The 22,300-nt window shown below is 42.1% G+C and carries 21 protein-coding genes; 12 read left to right on the forward strand and 9 right to left on the reverse strand.

What is annotated here, in order from left to right; all coding sequences use genetic code 11:
* Positions 1–10: 10 nt before the first annotated feature.
* The 3 genes from EAH55_RS21255 to EAH55_RS21265 all read right to left on the reverse strand — a co-directional run bounded on the left by EAH55_RS21255 (position 11) and on the right by EAH55_RS21265 (position 4,010).
* Entirely contained in the window at positions 11–1,798 is a 1,788-nt protein-coding gene (locus EAH55_RS21255) for a DNA polymerase III subunit gamma/tau (RefSeq protein WP_121811441.1), read from the reverse strand.
* Positions 1,799–1,903: 105 nt separating this feature from the next.
* Positions 1,904–3,355, reverse strand: a complete 1,452-nt coding sequence (locus tag EAH55_RS21260; RefSeq protein WP_121811442.1) for a capsule assembly Wzi family protein — start codon at positions 3,353–3,355, stop codon at positions 1,904–1,906.
* A gap of 418 nt (positions 3,356–3,773) precedes the next feature.
* Positions 3,774–4,010: a hypothetical protein gene (locus tag EAH55_RS21265; protein WP_162996997.1), complete on the reverse strand. Its 237-nt coding sequence runs from the start codon at positions 4,008–4,010 to the stop codon at positions 3,774–3,776.
* Between the two features lie 160 nt (positions 4,011–4,170).
* On the opposite strand from EAH55_RS21265, the gene rpsF reads away from it, so the two are divergent.
* The 4 genes from rpsF to mtgA all read left to right on the forward strand — a co-directional run bounded on the left by rpsF (position 4,171) and on the right by mtgA (position 6,262).
* Entirely contained in the window at positions 4,171–4,539 is a 369-nt protein-coding gene (rpsF, locus tag EAH55_RS21270) for a 30S ribosomal protein S6 (RefSeq protein WP_114938915.1), read from the forward strand.
* A complete protein-coding gene (gene rpsR / locus EAH55_RS21275; protein WP_022833472.1) occupies positions 4,539–4,802 on the forward strand; it encodes a 30S ribosomal protein S18 in 264 nt (87 codons plus the stop codon). The genes rpsF and rpsR overlap by 1 nt, the downstream gene beginning before the upstream one ends.
* Before the next feature lie 15 nt (positions 4,803–4,817).
* On the forward strand, positions 4,818–5,261 hold the full coding sequence (rplI, locus tag EAH55_RS21280) for a 50S ribosomal protein L9 (protein WP_091218124.1): 444 nt from the start codon (positions 4,818–4,820) through the stop codon (positions 5,259–5,261).
* A gap of 332 nt (positions 5,262–5,593) precedes the next feature.
* On the forward strand, positions 5,594–6,262 hold the full coding sequence (mtgA, locus tag EAH55_RS21285; protein ID WP_394339793.1) for a monofunctional biosynthetic peptidoglycan transglycosylase: 669 nt from the start codon (positions 5,594–5,596) through the stop codon (positions 6,260–6,262).
* 316 nt (positions 6,263–6,578) lie between these two features.
* On the opposite strand, the gene msrA is transcribed toward mtgA, so the two are convergent.
* Positions 6,579–7,070 carry a peptide-methionine (S)-S-oxide reductase MsrA gene (msrA, locus tag EAH55_RS21290; RefSeq protein ID WP_121811444.1) on the reverse strand — a complete coding sequence of 164 codons (492 nt, stop codon included), beginning with the start codon at positions 7,068–7,070 and terminating at the stop codon, positions 6,579–6,581.
* A 174-nt stretch (positions 7,071–7,244) separates the two neighbouring features.
* On the opposite strand from msrA, the gene EAH55_RS21295 reads away from it, so the two are divergent.
* Positions 7,245–8,333, forward strand: coding sequence for an alpha/beta hydrolase (locus EAH55_RS21295; RefSeq protein WP_121811445.1), 1,089 nt, complete (start codon positions 7,245–7,247; stop codon positions 8,331–8,333).
* Positions 8,334–8,344: 11 nt separating this feature from the next.
* Here the strand turns inward: EAH55_RS21295 and EAH55_RS21300 are convergent, their stop codons facing one another.
* The 5 genes from EAH55_RS21300 to EAH55_RS21320 all read right to left on the reverse strand — a co-directional run bounded on the left by EAH55_RS21300 (position 8,345) and on the right by EAH55_RS21320 (position 12,700).
* Positions 8,345–8,956, reverse strand: coding sequence for a YdeI/OmpD-associated family protein (locus EAH55_RS21300; RefSeq protein ID WP_121811446.1), 612 nt, complete (start codon positions 8,954–8,956; stop codon positions 8,345–8,347).
* Between the two features lie 384 nt (positions 8,957–9,340).
* Entirely contained in the window at positions 9,341–11,152 is a 1,812-nt protein-coding gene (gene typA, locus EAH55_RS21305; protein ID WP_121811447.1) for a translational GTPase TypA, read from the reverse strand.
* A 93-nt stretch (positions 11,153–11,245) separates the two neighbouring features.
* Positions 11,246–11,629, reverse strand: coding sequence for a type II toxin-antitoxin system VapC family toxin (locus EAH55_RS21310; RefSeq protein ID WP_112575960.1), 384 nt, complete (start codon positions 11,627–11,629; stop codon positions 11,246–11,248).
* The gene (gene vapB, locus EAH55_RS21315; RefSeq protein ID WP_112575961.1) at positions 11,629–11,844 is read right to left on the reverse strand and encodes a type II toxin-antitoxin system VapB family antitoxin; all 216 of its coding nucleotides are present in this window, start codon (positions 11,842–11,844) and stop codon (positions 11,629–11,631) included. Before vapB ends, EAH55_RS21310 begins: the two co-directional genes overlap by 1 nt.
* A 40-nt stretch (positions 11,845–11,884) precedes the next feature.
* The gene (locus tag EAH55_RS21320) at positions 11,885–12,700 is read right to left on the reverse strand and encodes an alpha/beta hydrolase (protein WP_121811448.1); all 816 of its coding nucleotides are present in this window, start codon (positions 12,698–12,700) and stop codon (positions 11,885–11,887) included.
* A gap of 137 nt (positions 12,701–12,837) precedes the next feature.
* Between EAH55_RS21320 and EAH55_RS21325 the strand changes: the two genes are divergently transcribed.
* The 7 genes from EAH55_RS21325 (at position 12,838) to EAH55_RS21355 (ending at position 22,210) form a co-directional block, all read left to right on the forward strand.
* On the forward strand, positions 12,838–13,545 hold the full coding sequence (locus EAH55_RS21325) for an esterase family protein (RefSeq protein ID WP_112575963.1): 708 nt from the start codon (positions 12,838–12,840) through the stop codon (positions 13,543–13,545).
* 115 nt (positions 13,546–13,660) lie between these two features.
* Positions 13,661–14,866: an ATP-grasp domain-containing protein gene (locus EAH55_RS21330; protein ID WP_121811449.1), complete on the forward strand. Its 1,206-nt coding sequence runs from the start codon at positions 13,661–13,663 to the stop codon at positions 14,864–14,866.
* Between the two features lie 177 nt (positions 14,867–15,043).
* A complete protein-coding gene (locus EAH55_RS21335) occupies positions 15,044–16,141 on the forward strand; it encodes a carboxylate-amine ligase (RefSeq protein ID WP_121811450.1) in 1,098 nt (365 codons plus the stop codon).
* Between the two features lie 179 nt (positions 16,142–16,320).
* Positions 16,321–17,154 (forward strand): type 1 glutamine amidotransferase, encoded by an 834-nt coding sequence (locus EAH55_RS21340; protein ID WP_121811451.1) that lies wholly within the window; start codon positions 16,321–16,323, stop codon positions 17,152–17,154.
* 120 nt (positions 17,155–17,274) lie between these two features.
* Positions 17,275–18,468 carry a hypothetical protein gene (locus EAH55_RS21345; protein ID WP_121811452.1) on the forward strand — a complete coding sequence of 398 codons (1,194 nt, stop codon included), beginning with the start codon at positions 17,275–17,277 and terminating at the stop codon, positions 18,466–18,468.
* A 59-nt stretch (positions 18,469–18,527) separates the two neighbouring features.
* Positions 18,528–18,689, forward strand: coding sequence for a FeoB-associated Cys-rich membrane protein (locus EAH55_RS21350; protein WP_121811453.1), 162 nt, complete (start codon positions 18,528–18,530; stop codon positions 18,687–18,689).
* Between the two features lie 65 nt (positions 18,690–18,754).
* Positions 18,755–22,210 carry a glycosyltransferase gene (locus tag EAH55_RS21355; RefSeq protein ID WP_121811454.1) on the forward strand — a complete coding sequence of 1,152 codons (3,456 nt, stop codon included), beginning with the start codon at positions 18,755–18,757 and terminating at the stop codon, positions 22,208–22,210.
* The last annotated feature ends 90 nt before the right edge of the window (positions 22,211–22,300 follow it).

Raw genomic sequence — 22,300 nt, forward strand, 5'->3', positions numbered from 1 at the left:
AAACCTTTCCTTAATCAAAATCAAGATTAAACCTGCTCTTCAATTCCAATAACTGCGGATTGCGGGTTGCCATATGTTGAAATTTTTCTGGAGCAGTGTAAGGTTTACGTACCATTTTTAATTCATCAACACGGGCATTTACATCAATAGTAAAATTTTTAAGTGTGCTGCGCAGATAATTCAGCATAAGAGGTTTTTCATCCCTAAACGTGGTTTCCTGCACCATGTTACCTACTATTACCTCAAAAACATATGGTTTTAGCATACGTGGCGCGTTTGATGTAAAAATAGTTACCAGGTTTTTTTTGCCCTCTTTTTTGGCAAACGCGGCAAAATCACTCCAGCATTGCAAAAAGGCATCCATAGTAAAATCCTCATTGTCATCACCCTTTAAATAAGGGTCTTCCTCTTCAAGTAGTTGCTCCTGCGTTTTCACCTCGCCTGTTAATGAAGGCGTGAGCGTACTGCGCAACGGCATTATTATCTTAGGCTTTTCGGCCGGAGGTGTTTCTTTTGCCGTTACAGGTGGTGCAGCTACTTCTTTAGGAGCAGTTTTATAAACTGGTACAGCTTCGCTCACTACCGACACTGCCGGGCTTGACGGAGCATTATTTACAGGTGTTACTGCTGAGGTATCAGGTTTTTTTTTTAATCCCCCGTCGGCTGCGGGCGTTACTGTGAGTGGTGTGGTTGCCAGGTTAAATACCGATGGCAGGTGGCACATCTTGAGCAACGCCAGCTCAACCTGTAGTCGCTGATTTTTACTTAGCTTGTAACTGATATCGCACTGGTTGGCAATATTCATAGCCGAAAGCAAAAACGACACCGATGACTGTTGCGATTGCTGCAGGTATTTCGTTTTTATACCATCACTTACTTCAAGCAGCTTTAACGTTGATTGGTCTTTCCCAACCAGCAGGTTCCTGAAATGCTCGGAAAGACCGGCTATAAAATGGGCTCCATCAAAGCCTCGTGAAAGGATCTCGTCAAAAAAGAGCAATACTTTGGCGGTATCCTCCCTAAGCAGGCTTTCGGTTATATTAAAGTAGTAATCGTAATCAAGTATGTTCAGGTTATCAATAACCGAACGATAAGTTACTTTGGCACCCGAAAAGCTAACGATTTGGTCAAACATCGACAATGCGTCGCGCAAACCGCCATCTGCTTTCTGAGCTATGATGTGCAAACCATCTGGTTCGTAACTGATATTTTCCTTACCGGCAATTGAAGCCAGGTGATTAGCCATATCCTCAACCCTGATGCGGTTAAAATCAAAGATCTGGCATCGGGAAAGAATGGTTGGGAGGATCTTGTGTTTTTCGGTAGTGGCTAATATGAATATAGCATAATGAGGCGGCTCTTCCAGTGTTTTCAGGAACGCGTTAAAAGCGGCCTGCGATAGCATGTGCACCTCATCGATGATATAAACCTTGTAACGTGCAGCCTGTGGTGGGATCCGTACTTGTTCTATCAGGCTCCGGATATCATCAACAGAGTTATTTGATGCGGCATCAAGCTCATGTACGTTAAAGGAGTTTCCATTTTCAAAGGCCTTACATGACGGGCATTCGCCGCAGGCTTCGCCATTAGGCTGCAAATTGGTGCAGTTAATGGTTTTTGCGAGGATTCGCGCACAGGTAGTTTTACCCACACCACGCGGCCCACAGAACAAAAATGCCTGTGCCAGCTGGTTATTTTTTATAGCGTTTTTGAGCGTGTTGGTTATATGTTGCTGACCAACAACGGTTTCAAAAGTAGCCGGGCGATACTTACGGGCCGAAACAATGAAATTATCCACAAGTGCTAAGGTAGTGAGAAATTAGATTGGGTGAAAGAGCGCGTTTGCTAATTTTTTACACATTGCAACCTAACCATCTCAAATAAATATCTGTCCCGGCTTTAATTACATAAATGACTTTGACACTTTCAGGATAACACCAAATGAATTATAAAGCAGCCCTCCATGATCATAAGCCAGATCATAACCAACAGTATAGCCATTTTTTAATGACCGCGAACTCCCCAAATAAAGCGATAGTTCATTAACCGCCTTAAATACGCCCGGATAACCTGGTTTAACTAAATGACCGCTTATTAATCTAAATGGCTCACTACCGGTTTGAAAAGTACCAAGGTTATGCGAATAGGAAATCTTAGCAGTATAATTCCATTTGAAAGCATAAAATTGTCCCGCAACATGATATGCATATAGTCTATTGTTTATAAAAAACTGCCTGGGGTCTCGACCCAGATTGGCCCGTCCGTCAAGTGATGTAGTGATAAATGGCGAACCTAAAGCAAGTGTTTTGTAAGACCAGCCTTCTACATACTCATAATTATTATAATAATCCTCGGCGCCGGATTGTGTCATTTTTGACCCTAAAGTACCCGCTTGGTCGGCGGTGTATAAAAACTCAAACAACAGTTTTTTCCAGGCAAAATTTCCGGTAATGGATTGATTATTAGTTAAACTAATGCCATTTAAGCCATCCTTTACGTTAGCAAGAGACGACAAAGCCCCTTTATCATAAAAGCTTTGGCGATAAAACTTCAGGGTAAACGCATCAAATCTGTATTCACCACCTAAATCTAATGATCCGAGATGATTACCTACTTTTGATGAATAAAATACTTTACCGGTTAACACATACCAGTAAGTTTCCGAACCCGAAAGATCAAATTGCTTCCCAAAAATTTTCTTTTCATCGCCCCATAATACCTCATGGTTATATCCAGCTTCAAATTTAAACCGCCATGAAGGTTTTCCTATTCTGGCATAAAGATAGTTTTCAAGGTAATAGCTCTTCACATTTAAGGCCCTATAGTATTTTGATGAAATTATACCGCCATATCCGTTTGCAAAGGAACCTTTAACGGCAAATAATTTATCAAAAAAGGGGATACTATAATAATGAGGAATACTGATGCTTATTTTAGGAATCCCCAAAGCATTACCCGATATAGAAAAAGCTCCTGATGACAGATTAGAGTCAACAAGCCCCACAATATCTTTTGACCGGCCTGCTTTTAATTCAAAAATACTTGCATGGGCTTTAATTGCCCCTTCAATGAGCGAAAAGCGGCTATCTTTTCCTGCATTGCCCCGGCCTTCAAATGAAAATCCCCAGCCAAACGTTTTTGTTGTATCATAATCCTTCCTGATTTTTCCAATCAAGCTACCGGAACCTCCTGACAGCGGAACACTTCCAAACTGATTTGCCCTTAACCAAAACGGGACCACGTTATTGGTGGTGGCAATACCCTGGGCTTCCAAACTAATGTGCACATTCTGATCTTGTGCTCTCGCAAAAAAAACAAACGCAAGTAGTGGCAATAAAACAAATAGCTTTTTCATAGATAGATAGTTTCGGCAAACGATTAATTTCAAATAACGAAAAATGAACTTTTATTAACAATAATGTTATTTCATTGTTAAAATCACATCATTAACAGCAATAAAAACACATAACTATCACAATATATCTAATTCAATTCAATAATCTAAATTAAACCAATAATTAAATTTAACTATTTGTTTAAATACATGAAAGTCAGATCGAAAAAATTTAAATCCTTACGAAATAAAAAGCATACCAAAGCCAGGTATGTACCAAGCCTTTTTGTTTCAGATTTTAGCAGATAAAGGACAGTTTAGGAAATAACTATCCCCTTGCCTGTAAACGGCAATATGTGGAGTAATAAATACTAAATACGCTTTAAAGCTTATACGCCGTGCAATAAGCAGTTAAGCTCTTCATTGTCAAAAAAACTATTTAAAAATCGTCATCAGGTAAATGATCGTCATCTTCCGGGTCTGGCTCGCCCATATCATCATCAACCTGTATTTCATGCAGATCTTCTTTATCGTCAAGTATGTCGTCAAAATCTTCATCTTCCTGGTCATCCCAATCACCTTCAAGAGGCTCATCACCTCCGCCGTACATCAGAATTTCATCAAAAGAAAGCGTTTGTGAATTTTCTACACCGGTTAAGTCTGTTAACAACTGCATAGCTATACGTTTTTTAGGATAGAACGGCACATTACCTTATAAGTTTTAAAAAAGCGCGTAAATAGTTATTAACCAATATCAACACTCATTTGAAAATTAAAAAACTATTTGTACATTTGCAGCCCCGTTATAGCGGGTAAATAATTAAAAATCAAGTATAATGCAACAGTACGAAATCGTGATCGTTCTAACCCCGTTGCTTTCAGAAGAGATTGCTAAAGAGGCAAATGCCAAATACAGCAAGATCCTTACTGATGGCGGAGCCGAAATTGTCCAGGAGGATAATTGGGGTTTGAGAAAATTAGCGTACCCTATCCAAAAGAAAACTACAGGGTACTATCACTTAACTGAATTTAAGGCTCCGGGTGAATTAATTAACAAATTGGAGGTAGAGTTAAGGCGCGATGAGCGTGTATTGCGTTTCCTGACCATTGCTTTGGACAAACATGCCATTGCTTACAATGACAAAAAACGCAGCGGTGCTTTTAACAAAAAACCAGCAGCTAAAGCAGAGGAGGCAGCAAACTAATGGCTAACGAACAAATTAAATACGTTACCGCTCCAAAAGTGGAGGATAACCGTAAAAAATACTGCCGTTTCAAAAAGAACGGTATCAAGTATATCGATTACAAAGACGCAAACTTTTTATTAAAGTTCATTAACGACCAGGGTAAAGTATTACCACGTCGTTTAACCGGTACTTCATTAAAATTTCAGCGTAAAGTGGCTCAGGCTGTTAAACGTGCCCGTCACATCGGTTTATTACCTTACGTTACAGATTCATTAAAATAATAGGAGATTTAAGAAATGGAAGTTATTTTAAAACAAGATGTAAAAAACCTGGGTGATAAAGACGATATCGTAAATGTGAAACCAGGTTATGGCCGTAACTACCTTTTACCTAAAGGTTACGCCATATTAGCTACTGAAAGTGCACGTAAAGTTTTAGCTGAAAACCTTAAACAAGCTCAATTTAAGCAAGAAAAAATCCGTAAGGATGCTGACGCTATTGCAGCCCGTTTAGAAGGTGTTAAACTTAACATTGGTGCTAAAGCCGGCGAAACTGGCAAAATCTTCGGTGCTATCAACACTATCCAAATTGCTGATGCATTGAAAAAAGAAGGTTTTGACGTTGACCGTCGTCGTATCACTTTTGATCAGGAGCCAAAATTTGTTGGTGAATACGTAGCCAACATCAACCTGCACAAAGAAGTTAAAGTTCAGGTTCCGTTTGAAGTAGTAGCGGAATAATTATATTTCGGAATTCGGATTTGAGATTTCGGATTTTGAAAAACTTAAAACAGGTGTTTTGTTAATTCAAAACACCTGTTTTTTTATGATTGAAATTAATTAAAAACAAATCCGGAATCGAAAATTCGAAATTCGAAATCAAGAATATTTATTTCGGATTTCTGGAAAAAATTTAGAATTTTAAAGGGTGCTTTGCCAAACCAAAGTACCCTCTCTTTTTATAAGGAAATATTACAACAGTGTTAAAGTTCTTCAGCAAAAACAATCAGAAATCGAAGTCGAACGCGCGAAATTCAAAATCGGATTCTAAATATTACGGCATACCTAAACTTATCTTCAGGATCTTTAAACTGGCTTTCCTCCTCTTTTTCGGGCTGAGTTTATTAGGTGTGATATTTTACCGCTTTGTTAATCCGCCTTTTACCTGGCTCATGATTGAACGCGGCTTTCAGCGCAAATCTGCCGGAAAGGAATGGAAGATTGATAAAAAATGGAAGGACTTTGACGATATCTCCGACAATATGAAGCGGGCCGCAGTTGCCGCCGAAGATCAAACTTTCCTGGAACACCACGGCTTCGACTTTAATGCTATTGAAAAAGCGATTGAAAAAAACTCGCACAGCAAAAAGCTGATTGGCGGCAGCACTATATCACAGCAAGTAGCCAAAAACGTTTTCCTATGGGAAGGCCGTTCCATACTTCGCAAAGGCATTGAAGCTTATTTTACCGTATTGATAGAAACCTTCTGGAGTAAAAAACGCATTATGGAGGTTTATCTGAACGAAATTGAAATGGGTGACGGCATTTATGGTGTTGAAGCTGCTTCGCAGGCCTATTTCCATAAATCAGCGTCGGACTTAACCCGCCAGGAGGCTGCTGCCATAGCGGTAATTTTCCCGAGCCCACTAAAATGGTCGGCCACCAACCCTACCAAATACTTAAAGCACAGGCAGTATCTCATCATGAAAAACATGAAAAGGTTAGGGCCGCTGGATTTTTAGATTTCCATAATTCAGGACAAAACAAAACGTCATTGCGAGATACGAAGCAATCTCGAACTATACAGGGCGAACCTGCTTATTGGGGATTGCTTCGTACCTCGCAATGACGTTTTTACATTCCTGGTCGAAGTTTAGCGATAGCGTAACTTCGTCCCAAAATGTTTTAAGCTTTCAGCTTAACCGAATTGCTTTGGCTATGTATCTAATGAAGCATCCTATTGAAGCAGGATGCTTCATTAGTTTTAGGTCGAAGTTACGCTATCGCTAAACTTCGACCAGTATTAGTATCAGAATTTATTCAGCTTCTTATTTATAATCAACTCAACTTCCAATCAGGCCTTTCAAAGTGACAGGTATAGCCATATGGATTTTTTTGAAGATAATCCTGGTGCTCCGCTTCGGCGTTCCAAAAATCAGTTGCAGGTACTACTTCCGTAACAATTTTTCCCGGCCAAATACCAGATGCTTCCATTTCGGCTATTAGCGCGTTTGCTACTTCCCTCTGGCTTTCATTCAGGTAAAAAATAGCCGAACGATAAGAAGTACCGATATCATTTCCCTGCCTGTTCCGGGTAGTGGGGTCATGGATCTGAAAGAAATATTCCAGGAGCTTACGATAAGGCAGTTTATCGGGATCAAATTCAACTGCAATGCCTTCAGCATGTGTTCCATGATTTCGATAAGTCGCGTTAAGCACATCACCACCAGTGTATCCCACTACCGTGGAAACAACACCAGGATAATGTCTGATCAATTCTTCTACTCCCCAAAAGCAGCCGCCTGCTAAAATGGCTTTTTCTGTATCCATAATACTTTATATTTATAAGATAAAGGTAGGCTACAAATAGGTAAATGACAAACGATAGATAAAGGATATCCTCCCACGGTGTTCTGTAACTTATAATTGGCACTCCCCTTTATTTTACTAAAGCTGTAACCTTTTGTAAATTAAGGCTATCTTAATTACATAACCGAAACTGCCATGTTAAAACAAAACCTAAAACTCAGCATAATTCTACTTTTGCTTTTGTTTGCCAAAAACACTGTAACCGCCCAGGTTAAAAGTGACACCCCTACCCCTTTTACTGATAAAGATATGGTGCAATTGGATTACCACTCAACAGTTATTGGTGATGATTATACTATCTACATACACTTCCCTCCGGGTTACGATACCACCAAAACCAAATACCCCGTGTTGTACATGACCGATGGCGACTGGAACATGACTGTTGCCATGAATTGTTTTAACATGCTCAGGCAGGATTACGAAACCACCGAAGCACTTATTGTAGGCATTGGCTATGGCAACCGCCCCAATCAGCGCAGCCGCGACCTGAACCCGGCAACCGGCGGCCCAAAATTCATTTCATTTATCGAACATGAGGTAATACCGTTTGTACAAAGTAAGTACCGTGTAAACGACAATAAAGCCTTATACGGCTATTCTTTTGGTGGCATGTTTACTACGATGGTTCTATTTGATCATCCCAGCCTGTTTAACATGATCTTTATTGGAGCGCCGGGAAATAGTGGCAGTGAACTGATCCCTTCGGCCAAAAAATATTTTGCCAATAACCATGATCTTAACAGCCGGGTATTTTTAGGTGTAGGTTCTTTTGAGCAGTTAACAAGCAAAAACATCCAGGAATTTAAAAGCTACATGGAAAACCAGCATTGCCAGGGGCTCGATATCGCCACTGCCATTACACCAAACGCAGGGCATGGTGCGGCCCTGGCACAAGTAATGCAAAACGCAATAAAATTTGCCTATTGCAAACTGCATAAAGAAATTAGTATTCCGGTAAAAGACCTGCAGCAATATACCGGCAATTACGTTATAGCCGGGGATACTACCAAAGGCAAATTCAAACTATACACTAACGATAACAAACTTTATTTCGCAAATAACGGGCAACTCCCTATAGCCTTTGTACCATTTGCTAAAGATTCATTTTTCATGTACGAAAACGAAAGGGATGAGATTTTCTTTCATAAAGAAGCCGGTAAGTTGTATATGCTTTATAGTCCGCTTCATGAAAAACCAACAAGACTGGATAAAGTGAAATAAGCTTACTACTCTTACTTATATTTCCAATGCCTTGATTTGCCCTCTGTAAGCCACTCGGCGGCGGTTTCCATGCGCTTAAGGCGGGTGGCTTCGGTCTTGGCTTCAGTGATCCATTCTATGTATTCCTTTTTTTGCGAATAGCTAAACTGGTTCAAATTAAGCCAGGCTTGCGGATGGGCTTCTAAAAATTTCACGAAGTAATCCGGGACTACCAATTCATCGCGTTGGGCGGGCGTTTTCTTCTGAGAGGCTGGTCTTACCTTATTATCTTCATTGAGCATTATGGCCTGATGGATAAATTCGATCAGCACTTCTTTGGGAGGCAGGTCATCAATACTGGTCAGCCGGCCAAAGCTGCCCGCTGCCTGATCGGCCAGGCTCAATATCTTTTGCGGATCGTACAATAACGATGCTTTCCAAAAGCCAAACGAGCAATGCTGTTTAAAAGCGGCCATATTGCAGACCACACCTTTGTAATCAAAAAATGGCATACTCCATTTCATGGTTTCAACTATTGCAGGTGAGGCCTCGTGTACTACAGCCCTCAGATAATTTAAAATTGGTTTTGCAAAATCGGGCGATTTTTCGATATAGGCATCAATTCGGTTATCGTAATGTTCCATAAAATTAAAGGTAGCAAATTCAATAAAGATTTATGTAAGCAACAAATATCATTAGACTGAGAGACCGCCAGGCCGCTCCAGAGGTGCAGAAGATTTGTAGGAATAACCTATCTAACTTTTAGTTTGCCAGAGGTACACAACCCCGGTGTTCCGTACCTCTGGCACGGTTGCTTTTAAATACGCTATTGCTACAAACCTTTACCCCCTCCGGGGGATTTTTCTTAACGGAGGCTTTATCTTCAGCGTTCTACACTCCGGAGGAGTGACGCGTCTATAGCAAATACAAAAGCCGCTTTCGGCTCCATAGGTGCCCTGTATCTGCCAATAAACAAAAAAGCCCCTCCGAATAATCAGAGGGGCTTCCAAAAAACATATTATAATCAATTATTGATTAACAAACCTTTTAGCGTTTACTTTACGCTCGTTTTCGGTTAAGTAGATTTTACGTAAACGCATGCTTTGCGGCGTAACTTCGATGTACTCATCGGCCTGGATATACTCCATTGATTCTTCTAATGAGAATTTGATAGCCGGCGCGATACGAACGTTATCATCGCTACCTGATGCACGCATGTTGGTTAACTGTTTACCTTTAACAACGTTGATCACCAAATCGTTATCGCGGATGTGCTCACCAAGGATCTGACCTTCGTAAATATCAACACCCGGATCAACGAAGAAACGGCCACGATCCTGCAGTTTGTCAATCGCGTAAGCGGTTGTGTTACCTTTTTCCATTGAGATCAATACACCGTTTGAGCGGCCTGGGATTGGGCCTTTCCATGGTTCATAAGCTTTAAAGCGGTGTGCCATGATAGCCTCACCCGCAGTAGCGGTAAGCACGTTGTTACGTAAACCGATGATACCACGTGAAGGGATTTCAAACTCTAAGTGTTGCAAGTCGCCTTTTGGCTCCATAATTAACAAATCACCTTTACGTTGTGTTACCAATTCAATTACTTTACCTGCAACATCACCAGGAACGTCAACTATCAGGGTTTCAACCGGCTCGCATTTTACACCATCAATGTGTTTAACGATAACCTGTGGCTGACCTACCTGTAACTCGTAACCTTCACGACGCATAGTTTCGATCAATACCGACAAGTGAAGGATACCACGGCCATACACGAGGTATGAATCAGGCGATTCGGTTTCAACAACCTTAAGCGCCAGGTTTTTCTCCATCTCTTTGTACAGACGGTCACGTACGTGACGTGAGGTAACAAATTTACCTTCTTTACCAAAGAAAGGTGAGTTATTGATGGTGAACAACATGTTCATTGTTGGCTCATCAATTTTGATAACCTCTAATTGCTCTGGGTTTTCAAAATCAGCAATAGTATCACCGATATCAAAACCATCGATACCAACTACAGCGCAGATATCACCAGATTTTACTTCGGTAGCTTTTACTTTACCCAAACCTTCGAATGTGTAAAGTTCTTTGATCCTTGATTTTTGGATAGTGCCATCGCGTTTTACCAAAGATACCGGCTGGTTTTCTTTGATAGTACCACGGGCAACACGACCGATAGCGATACGACCTACGAAAGATGAATAATCTAACGAAGTGATCTGCATTTGCAGCGTACCTTCAGCAATTGGAGCAGGTGGAATGTTCTCCAAAATAGCGTCCATCAACGGGAAGATATCTTCCGTTGGTTTTTTATAATCTGTGCTCATCCAGCCTTGTTTTGATGAACCGTAGATAACCGGGAAGTCCAGTTGTTCTTCGGTAGCTTCAAGGTTGAAGAATAATTCAAATATTTGTTCGTAAACTTCTTCAGGGCGACAGTTCTCTTTATCAACTTTATTTACAACCACAATTGGCTTAAGGCCTAAAGCCAAAGCTTTTTGAGTTACGAAACGAGTTTGAGGCATTGCACCTTCAAAAGCGTCACAAAGTAATAATACACCATCGGCCATTTTCAATACACGCTCAACCTCGCCACCAAAATCGGCGTGACCAGGGGTATCAATAATGTTGATCTTAACATCTTTATACCTTACAGATACGTTTTTTGAAACGATGGTGATACCACGCTCACGTTCAAGGTCGTTGTTGTCGAGGATCAGCTCTCCGGTTTGCTCATTGTCCCTGAAAATGGCACAGCTGTGCAGAATTTTATCAACCAAAGTAGTTTTACCGTGGTCAACGTGCGCAATGATTGCGATATTTCTTATTTTTTGCATGAAAATGCTCCCTAAAATTTGGCGCAAAGGTACGCTTAATATATGAGATTATAAAGCGTTTACAAGTTATAGTTGATAATTAATTCATTAGGTTTACCAAACAACGCTCGCCGGATAGGCTTTAAAGTGCTGATCGGCCGAAATGATAGTAAGATTTTCAGAGATAGCCTGGGAGATAATGAGACGATCAAAAGGATCTCCGTGATGATGGGGCATAGACGTTAATTTACTTAAATGATAAGGCGTTATATCAAGAATCTCAAATTGCTTCCCTATCAGATAGCTATAAAAATTTTCATAGCCAATTTCGATATCAAGCTTTTTTAAAGCAACCTTAATAGCCATCTCCCATAGCGATGCCATGCTTATATAGCATTGATTAGCGGGATCTTCAATTAGTTGTTTGGCTGTTTTAGATAATCTATCATCAGAAGCCTGGAACCAAAGGATTGCTTGTGTATCTATAAGCAATTGCATTACATATAATCTTTGAAATCCTCAAGCGGCTCCTCAAAATCTTCCGACATCCAAATTTTCCCTTTCAAACTTCCATATCCTCTTACAGACTGATCATCATTTAATGATTCAGCGTTGGTAAACTTTTTCAAAAGCTTATCTACGTCTTTCTCTATCTGAGTTTGCAGGTCAGGTGGTAATTGATCAAGCTTTTTTATAAGTGCAGCACTAACCATGTTCTTAAACTTAATAAAGCTAATTTACAAAAACTATACCTTATCTCCCAAAAGCCCAAACCAAAAACTTGGCCATTGCTTTACCCCAGGTAGCGGTGTCATGGGTACCTCCTATTATTTCAACATATTGAATTTCGTCCGGGCGTTTAAAGCCTTTGACTTCCATTTCTTTGATCAGGTCGATAGTATCATCAATGGCGTCAATAATTCCGTTTTTATTGCGGTCGCTGGTTTCATCTTTGGTGCCGGTTTGCAGCCAGGCGTTGATAGCCGGTTTGGTTTTAGTTTCCCGTATCGCCTGGTGCATCAGCCTGTCTGCATCAGTATAGCCTTTGGCAAGGTCTTTTCCCCTCCACCAAAATGAACCAGAAAAAACACCCGTTTTATTAAACAATGCAGGGTTGTTCCAAACAATATCAAAAGCTGATAAACCGCCAAGCGAAAAACCTGCGAATGCAGTGGTATCAAATTCATTAAAGCCAGTTAGCTGTTGCAACTGCGGCAGTAATTCTTCTTTTATAAATTGTGTATACACATCGGCTTTAGCACCGCGGCCTTTAAAATCGGGCTTGCCGGCAATGCCATATTCGTCAAGGCGGTTATCACCAGCATGAATTGCAACAACCAAAACTGGTTTAAGGCGATTGGTATTATATAATGTTTCGAGCGTGTTTCTTAACCCCAGGTTTTCAAGCTCATGACCATCGTTGAGCAACAGCAGGTTCAGCGGTTCGGCAATATCACTGTCTTCGGGTTTCAGGATGGTTAAAGTTACTTCCCGCTCAAGCAGCGCAGAGGTTATATTTATTTCTTGTTCGGTTATCGTCATTTCAGTATCAAGCCAGCCCGGGTACATCTCTTTCTAAATTAAAATTAAGGGCACAAAAGTAAGCTATACTTTTTACTTTTTGGGGCTAAGGATTAATATTATCAGGCTGTTGCCTTTTTCAAACAAACCTCCTAACTTACAATCATTATAAAAACTACACTGCTTTGACCGAAAAATTTCACCGCTGGCACTCCCCCAACACCAACACCGACCTTGAAATGCTGGTATTCGGCGACCGCGGTTACCCCGTTATCGTTTTCCCTACCACCAAAGGTCGTTACTATCAAAATAAAGATTTCGGCCTTATTGAGAGCGTAAAATGGTTTGTTGACAATGGTCTGGTGAAGATTTATTGCCCCGATACCATTGATGACCGCAGTTGGTACAACAAAGGCATCCATCCGGCCGACAGGGCCAAAACCTATGCCGGGTATGATCGTATGCTGACGAACGAGCTTATTCCCTGGGCCATGCACGAAACGGGAGTTGGCAAAGTAGCCGTTGCCGGCTGTAGCTTTGGCGGATACCACGCGGCTAACTTCGCTTTTAAGCACCCCGAAAAAGTCAGGCATTTATTTACCATGGGCGGGGCATTTGATATTAAAATGTTTACCGATGGTTATTACGATGACAACATTTTTTACAATAACCCGGTCGACTTTTTACCGGGCAACAATCGCCACGACCTCTGGCAAATGAACATTATTCTCGGCACGTCCGAGTACGATATATGTAAAGGGTATAATATCCAGCTTTCAAACATATTAAAACAAAAAAACATTAAACATTGGTTGGATATCCGCCCGTTTGCCAATCATGACTGGCCTATCTGGCGCGAAATGTTCCCGCACTATTTATCAACGATTAAATAAAGAACCAAGAGATCAAGATTCAAGAAACAAGAAAAGACAATTTAAGAAGCAGGAAACAGGAGGCAAGATATAACACACTGAAACCCCAAAAACAAACAAATAAATACCTACTACCATGAAAAAAATTGGCATCTTATTCGGACAAGAGGATTCATTTCCGCAAGCATTTGTGGATCGTGTAAACCAGAAGGCAGAAAAAGGCATTAGTGCCGAGTTTGTAAGACTTGATAAGGTTATGCAGGCCGAACCGCTTGACTATGCTGTTATTGTAGACCGTATTTCGCAGGATGTTCCCTATTATCGCGCAGCCTTAAAAAATGCAGCTATTTGCGGTACTGCCGTAATTAACAACCCTTTTTGGTGGAGCGCCGACGAGAAGTTTTTCAACAATGCCCTTGCTGTAAAAATTGGAGTGCCAGTACCTAAAACCGTGATCCTGCCATCAAAAGAACTTCCGGACGATACCACCAATAAATCGTTCCGTAACCTGGCCTACCCACTTGACTGGAATGGCATTTTCAACTACGTAGGTTTCCCGGCCTATATGAAACCTTTTGATGGCGGCGGTTGGAAAGAAGTTTATAAGATTGAGAATGAGAAAGATTTTTTTAGCAAGTATGATAAAACCAAACAACATGTTATGATGCTGCAGGAAGAAGTTGTTTTTGACGATTACTTCCGCTGCTATTGCATTGGCGGCAAACATGTACGCATCATGCAGTATGAGCCGCGCAACCCACATCATTTGCGCTACGAGCACGGCAAAGCGCCTGCCGCCAAAAAACTGCTGGATACCGTTAAAGACTATGTAATAAAACTAAATCAATTTTTAGGCTACGATTTTAACACTGTTGAGTTTGCTGTTCGCGATGGTGTTCCTTATGCTATTGATTTCTGCAACCCTGCACCCGATGCCGAAGTAACCAGCGTTGGCCAGGAAAACTTTGACTGGGTGGTTGAAACCGCCGCCGACTACGCCATCGAACGCGCAAAAAAACAAAAAGATGGCTTGGACAACCTTACCTGGGGCGAGTTTGTAAAAACATCGGCAGCAAAAACACCGCTGGTAGCGGCTCCACCTAAAGCCGCGGCCAAAGCCGATGTTACTGTAGCTAAAGTTGAGCATGCTATCGAAGACGAAGGCAAGGCGAAGAAAGCCAAAACTACTAAAGCACCTGCTGCAAAAGCAGCTGCGGCAAAAGAGCCCGTGGTAACAAAAGAACCTGCAAAAAAAGCAACGGTCGTGAAAGAACCTATTGCTAAAGCAGTCGCTGTAAAAGACAAAGCGGCGCCTAAGCCTAAAAAGGCAGCTAAGAAATAGAAATTCCAAGATTCCCCTCTCGAGAGGGGGCGCGGAGACAGCGAGCGGTGGCAGGGGTGTGTTTATACGATTAGTTTATCAAAGCAGAAACACACCCCTCCACCCCTCTCAAGAGGGGAATCGCACTTCCCCCTCTTTTTATATTTTGAAGAAGAAGAGTACTAACCACAACCAATTATGAACGAATTTACCTTAGGCGTTGAAGAAGAATTTATGGTGATTGATCCCGTATCGCGGGAACTTAAATCACATGAGCAAAGAATTGTGGATGCCGCCCAAAAGATCCACGAAGACCAAGTAAAGGCCGAAATGCACCAGGCCGTGGTTGAGGTAGGCACACATATTTGCCGCAATACCGAAGAAGCACGTAAAGAAGTAGGTAAACTTCGCACCACAGTAGCCCAACTGGCCGGCGACATCGGCCTGCGTATTGGCGCTGCAGGAACGCACCCCTTCTCGCACTGGCAGCATCAGCTCATTACCGATCATCCGAGGTATTTTGAAATTGTAGACGAAATGCAGGAAGCTGCCCGTTCTAACCTCATTTTTGGTTTGCATGTGCATGTTGGTATCCAGTCGCGGGATATGGCTATTCATATAGCCAACCAGGTACGCTATTTTTTACCGCATGTGTACGCACTTTCAACCAATTCGCCGTTTTGGGAAGGGCGAAACACCGGCTTTAAATCGTTCCGCACCAAGGTTTTTGATAAGTTTCCGCGTACCGGCATCCCCGATTATTTCAGTAGCATTGAAGAGTATGACCGTTATATTAAACTATTGGTAAAAACCAATTGCATTGATAACGCCAAGAAGATCTGGTGGGATATCCGCGTACACCCATTCTTTGAAACCATCGAGTTCCGCATTTGCGATTGCCCCATGCTGGTTGATGAAACTATCGCTTTCACCGCACTGTTTCAGGCATTATGTGCTAAACTGTATAAACTCAGGGCACAAAACATGAAGTTCATCAACTATTCGCGCGCACTCATTAACGAAAATAAGTGGCGTGCGGCCCGTTACGGTATCGACGGTAAAATGATTGATTTTGGTAAGGAAACGGAGGTAAATACCCGTTCCTTGATATTAGAATTGCTTGACTTTGTTGATGATGTGGTTGATGACCTTGGCTCGCGCAATGACCTTCAATATGTGCACAACATACTGGAACACGGCACCGGCGCCGACAGACAACTGGCCATTTACCAGCAAAATAATAACTTTGCCGACGTGGTTGATTACATTACATCGCAAACATTGAAGGGTTTGTAAGCCCATCCTTATTAAAAATGTCATTTCGATAGCGCAAAGGCAGGACTGTGCGACGGGGCGAAAGAGAAATCTTATACGCCATACAATACATAATGCTCCGAGCAAAACTTATGACAATTGTTTTTTAATTGCTAAATGCGGAATCCTAAATCAAGGATAATAATAGATAGATACAACAGATGACTGAGAAACCGGAAATAAAAGTAGCCATACTTGATTTGTATGATGGGATAGCGAACGAGGGTATGCGCGGCTTCCAGGATATTTTGAAGCGATACAAAGCCGAACACGATCTGAATTTAACATACCAGATTTTTGATGTACGCCGCAAATGTGAAATGGCCGATCTCAATTTTGATATTTATATATCAAGTGGTGGCCCGGGTAACCCTCTGGAAACCGAGGGCACCGAGTGGGAAAAGAAATATTTCAACCTGGTTAACAAACTGGAAGATCATAACCTATCCAACAACAGCAATAAAAAACATGTGTTATTCGTGTGCCACTCGTTTCAGTTGATGTGCCGTTATTACAAACTGGGCGATATTAATATGCGCCGCTCTCCTTCATTTGGGGTGCTGCCGGTAAATAAAACTGATCTCGGCTTAAACGAACCTTTATTTGAAGGTTTGGGAGAACCTTTTTATGCCGTTGATTCGCGCAGCTGGCAGGTAATCAACCCTGATGAAAAACGCTTTAATGAATTAGGCATGCAATTGGTAGCGATAGAAAAAGAACGCCCGCATATTGATTTGCAAAGGGCCATGATGGCTATAAGGTATAGCGACTACTTCTTCGCTACGCAATTCCATCCCGAGGCCGATGCCGGAGGAATGAAAGGCATGCTGCTTCGCGAAGAAAAGAAACAAGAAGTGATCAGCGAGCATGGCGAGGTAAAGTATAAAGAGATGCTGGAACGCCTCGACGATCCGGATAAAATAACACATACCCAGCACACGCTTATCCCTAACTTTTTGGATATAGCGGTGGGAAGTGCGTTGGGCGTGGTATAATTATAACATTATATCATTGCGAGCGAAGCGTGGCAATCGCAGGCTATACAAAGCAGCCATGCTTCCGTGCGATTACTTCGTCGTTCCTCCTCGTAATGACATGAACAATATGAAAAGGTAATGAATCCATCAGCCAGAAAAACATTTAACGAAACGTTCAGCGACGAAAAGTACAGCCAGTTTCTGAATCGTCTTAATGAGGGGTTACGCGAACCGGTTCCATTCCGCGTTGCGGAAACGCCTGTGTTTTTAACCGCTGATTTTCGTGACAAACTCATAGCCGCGGGCGATGGGATTATTGATACCATCCTCCGGCCCGACTTTAAGGAAATTACGGAAAGGGCCATCCCTGATTTTTGGCGGGTAGCCAATGAAGGTGATCATCCACATTTTATCGCGTTGGATTTTGGGATCTGTAAAGATGAGCAAGGCAATATCGTACCCAAACTAATAGAATTACAAGGCTTCCCTTCGCTTTATGGTTTCCAGGTACTATTGGGCGATACCTACCGCGAGGTTTATGATATCCCCGGCGATGAAACCATCTTTTTCGGCGGATTAGGCAAGGAAGACTATCTCAATCTGCTCAAAAAAACAATCATAGGCCCTTATGAACCTGATGAAGTTGTGCTGATGGATGTTAACGCTCCGGAACAAAAAACAGCGGTTGATTTTTACCTCACCCAAAAATACATTGGCACACCAGTTGTGTCACTATCCGATCTGATCCAGGATGGTAAAAAGCTTTATTACTTGGCCGGCGACGAAAGGAAACAGATCAAACGTATTTATAACCGTCTGATATTTGATGAAATAGCCGGCGACCCGGATGTTTTTACCAAAGTAGCCGATATCAGGCAGCCGCTTGAGGTTGAATGGATCACCCATCCCAACTGGTTTTACCGTATCAGCAAGTTCACCATGCCATTTTTAAACGGCGATTACGTCCCCCAAACGCAGTTTTTACATCAATTACAACAAATCCCTGCCGATTTGGAAAACTATGTACTTAAACCGTTGTTCTCATTTGCGGGCCAGGGGGTAATTATTGATATTAGTAAGGACGACATAGCGGCCATATCCGATCCGGAGAACTGGATCTTGCAGCAAAAGGTAAATTACGAACCCGTTGTACAATCGCCCGAAGGAGGCGTAAAAGCCGAGATCAGGCTACTTTACCTTTGGCCAAATGGCGATGAAAAGCCAACGCTGGCCGTTAACCTTGCAAGGTTAAGCAGAGGAAAAATGATAGGCGTACGTTATAACAAAGATTACAACTGGGTTGGCGGCACAATTGCCTTTATGCCCCGTTAAACTTTACACTAATTACCCTGTCTGTACGTATATATTAAATAATGTTTAATTTTGTCTTTATGAATATGCAAATCATCATTATCGCGATACTTTTTGCAGGCGCTGTTTTCTATATAGGCCGTATGATGTACAGGGCGCTCACCACCAAAAAAAGTTGTGGTGGCAATTGCAAATGTGGTGTTGATTTTTCAGGTATTGAGCCTGGAAAAGCCGCCAAATAATGCTAAATTCCCATTCATACAATCTTCATAAGTAACCTATACTTTTAAAAAAGTTATTTTCCTGAATGTCGTCAAGCAAGCAAGTTTTTCAAGCTGATAATCCCGGTAGGTGGAACCGTTTTAAATGGTTAAGCCGCGTACTACTGGCTGTGTTGGTTATTGGCATCATAGCCGTAATTGTAACTATACGTTCAACATACTATCCCGAACTTCCTAACCTTAATCCTGCTCCAAAAAAAATGACTAAGGAGGAGCTTGAGCAGTTAAAAAGATCAACCAAGTTCAAATCGTTTAAGATTCAGAAATCAGAAATAGAAGCTCTTGAACGTGCCCGCAAGCAACACCAGCTTAAACAGCCCAATAATAAAGACCGTATTAATGCCGCCTTTTACCGCGCGTGGGAACCACAGGCTTATAACTCGCTGGTGGTAAATATCAGCCACCTGGATATGGTAGTGAGCGAAGGTTTTTTCATAGCACCCAAAACCGATACTATTGTTACCAAGCTCGATACCGGGTTGATGAACCTTAACAAAAAATACAATAAGCCTATTATTGTATCGCTGTCAAACTACGTAAACATTGACAATGCTCATGGAGGTTATGACACTAAGGATGTTGATCGTATTGTTAATAACAAAACCCTTCGTAGCAATTTCATCAATAGCATAGTCAACTCGCTCACTAAACATAAGCTGAAGGGTATCAATGTTGATTTTGATGAACTGCGCGACCGCAACAGCAAAAACTATATCGCCTTCCAAAACGAGCTTTATAATACACTGCATGCCAAAGGCTTCCTGGTTACGCAAAACGTAGTACCCGAAGATGAAAGCTTTGATATTACGAGACTTCAACATGTAAACGACTTCCTGTTCATCATGGCTATTGATGAACACTATGAGGCCACTAATGCCGGCGATCTTTCAAACCAGCGCTGGGTTGAACAGATTCTGGATGATGTGTGCTCAAAAGTGCCGTCAGAGAAAATCATCTTAACTTTTGCTGGTGGCGCTTATGACTGGCCCGAAAACAGCGTAGGTAAAACCATCGGTTACCAGCAGGCAATCAGTACCGCCGAAGAGCAAAAAAGCAAGATCACTTTTGATCCAAACTCGGCCAATCTGCACTTTACATACATGGACAAGGACAGCCTTGACCATACCATTTACTTTACCGATGCCGCTACCAACTTTAACGTGATCCGCATGGCCGATGACTGGGCAACCGGAGGTGTGGCTTTATGGCGTTTAGGTGCCGAAGATCCTCGGTTGTGGACCTTCTTCCAGAAAAACCTGTCGATAGATTCGTTGAAGAAAACCGGCATCGACATGCGCAAACTTACCTCGGTAGGCTTGAACAACCGCGTAAATGTTGACTATGATGGCGATGGAGAGGTGCTCGACCTCATCACTACCCCTACTACAGGTGTAATCGATGTAAAAATGGACAGTTCCACTTTTACCATTCTTGATCAGCATTATATCAAATTGCCAACCAAGTATGTGATCCGCAGATATGGTTATGCACCTAAAAAAGTGGTTTTAACTTTTGACGACGGTCCGGATCCCGACTTTACCCCACGTATTTTAGATATTCTTAAAGCCGAAAAAGTACCGGCGGCATTCTTTGTTGTGGGCTCAATGGCCGAAAAGAATATGCAGCTGCTTCGCCGCGAGTATGAAGAAGGTTATGAAATAGGTAACCACACCTTCTTCCACCCCGATATTTCAACAATCAGCTTAAAAAGGGTAATACTGGAGCTTAACTCCACCCGCAAGCTTATTGAGTCGGTAACGGGACGAAGTACTATCCTGTTCCGCCCCCCATTTAATGCCGATGCCGAACCGCAGACACTTGCCGAGGTTATCCCGGTTGCTGAAAGTCGTCGCCAAAGCTATATCACCATTGGCGAGTCTATCGACCCATGGGATTGGCAGCCAGGCGTAACAGCCGATAGTATCATTGCCCGTACCATCAGGCAAAAAGATAACGGTTCGATGATCTTGCTGCATGATGCCGGCGGCGATACCCGTGAAGAAACGGTTAAGGCCCTGCCCGAGATCATTCATTACTTTAAATCGCACGGTTACGAGTTTACTACCATTGCCGATGTATTGGGCAAAACCAAGGATGATTTGATGCCGCCAATTAAAAATGATCCAAGCACGGGAATTTTCGGTCCGGCGTATGACGTTTTTGTACATGGCTATTATTACATTAATTGGGCACTGATCTATATTTTCCTTTCAGCGATATTCCTGGCCATTGGTCGTATTGTGCTTATTGGCATCCTGGCTGTAAGGCAGCGTAGCGTAGATAAAAAATCTAAAAAGCTTGATCGTGATAAAGACACGATGCCAGCAGTGAGCATCATTGTACCGGCTTATAACGAGGAAGTTAACGCGGCAGCAACCATCCAGAGCTTACTCAAAACCGATTACCCATCGTTCGAGATCATCTTTGTTGATGACGGATCAAAAGATAAAACATTTGAGGTTGTGGAAGCTGCCTATAAAGGTAACCCACTAATCAAAATCTTAACCAAACCTAACGGTGGCAAAGCATCCGCGTTAAACTTTGGTATCACTCATGCCCAAAATGATTTTGTGGTTTGTATTGATGCTGATACCCAATTGAAAACAGATGCCGTTTATCAGCTCATGACTTACTTTACAGATGAAGAAATAGGCGCAGTAGCCGGAACGGTTAAAGTTGGTAACGAAACTAATATCATTACACGCTGGCAGTCGATAGAGTATATCACCGCCCAAAATATGGACCGTCGCGCATTTGACCTCATCAACAGTATTACTGTTGTGCCGGGAGCTATTGGCGCGTTCCGCAAGTCGGCTATTTTCCGCGCGGGTGGCTTCACTTATGATACCCTTGCCGAGGACTGTGACCTTACTATGCGCATCTTGAAACAAGGCTATGTGGTACGTAACTGTGCCGAGGCTGTTGCTTATACAGAAGCACCTGAAACCATAAATATGCTGCTTAAACAGCGTTTCCGCTGGAGTTTTGGCGTAATGCAAAGTTTCTGGAAAAACCGCGACGCGCTGTTTAACAAAAAATATAAGTTTTTTGGAATGGTCGGGATGCCTAATATCCTTATTTTCCAAATCATATTACCGTTGTTCTCGCCGCTGGCAGATCTGATGATGCTGTTCGCCCTGTTTGGCGAAAAACCAGAGAAGATGCTGCTCTATTACGTGGCGTTCGTTGTGGTTGACTTCATCGTTGGCATCATCGCCTTCCGGATGGAAAAAGAGGATTACAAGAAACTTATTTACATCATCCCACAGCGTTTTATGTGGCGCCAGCTGATGTACTACGTGCTGTTTAAATCGCTGCGTAAAGCATTAAAAGGTGAATTAAGCGGCTGGGGAGTACTTAAGCGTACAGGTAACGTAAAAGTAGACGGATCAAGCGGCAAAAAAGCGCAGCCTATATATATTGTAATCGGCGTAGCGATAGTTGCTGTGATCATATATTTGCTGTATAAGCATTATAGTTAGACTTGCTTGAGCCTGTAGTTACAAACTACAGGCATACAAATTCGAAGTCAGAGACTTCGAATAGCTTTTTTATTCTTCGCTTCTATTTTA

Origin of the sequence: Mucilaginibacter kameinonensis (genome assembly GCF_003675385.1) — a bacterium.
Taxonomy (GTDB): Bacteria; Bacteroidota; Bacteroidia; order Sphingobacteriales; family Sphingobacteriaceae; genus Mucilaginibacter; species Mucilaginibacter kameinonensis.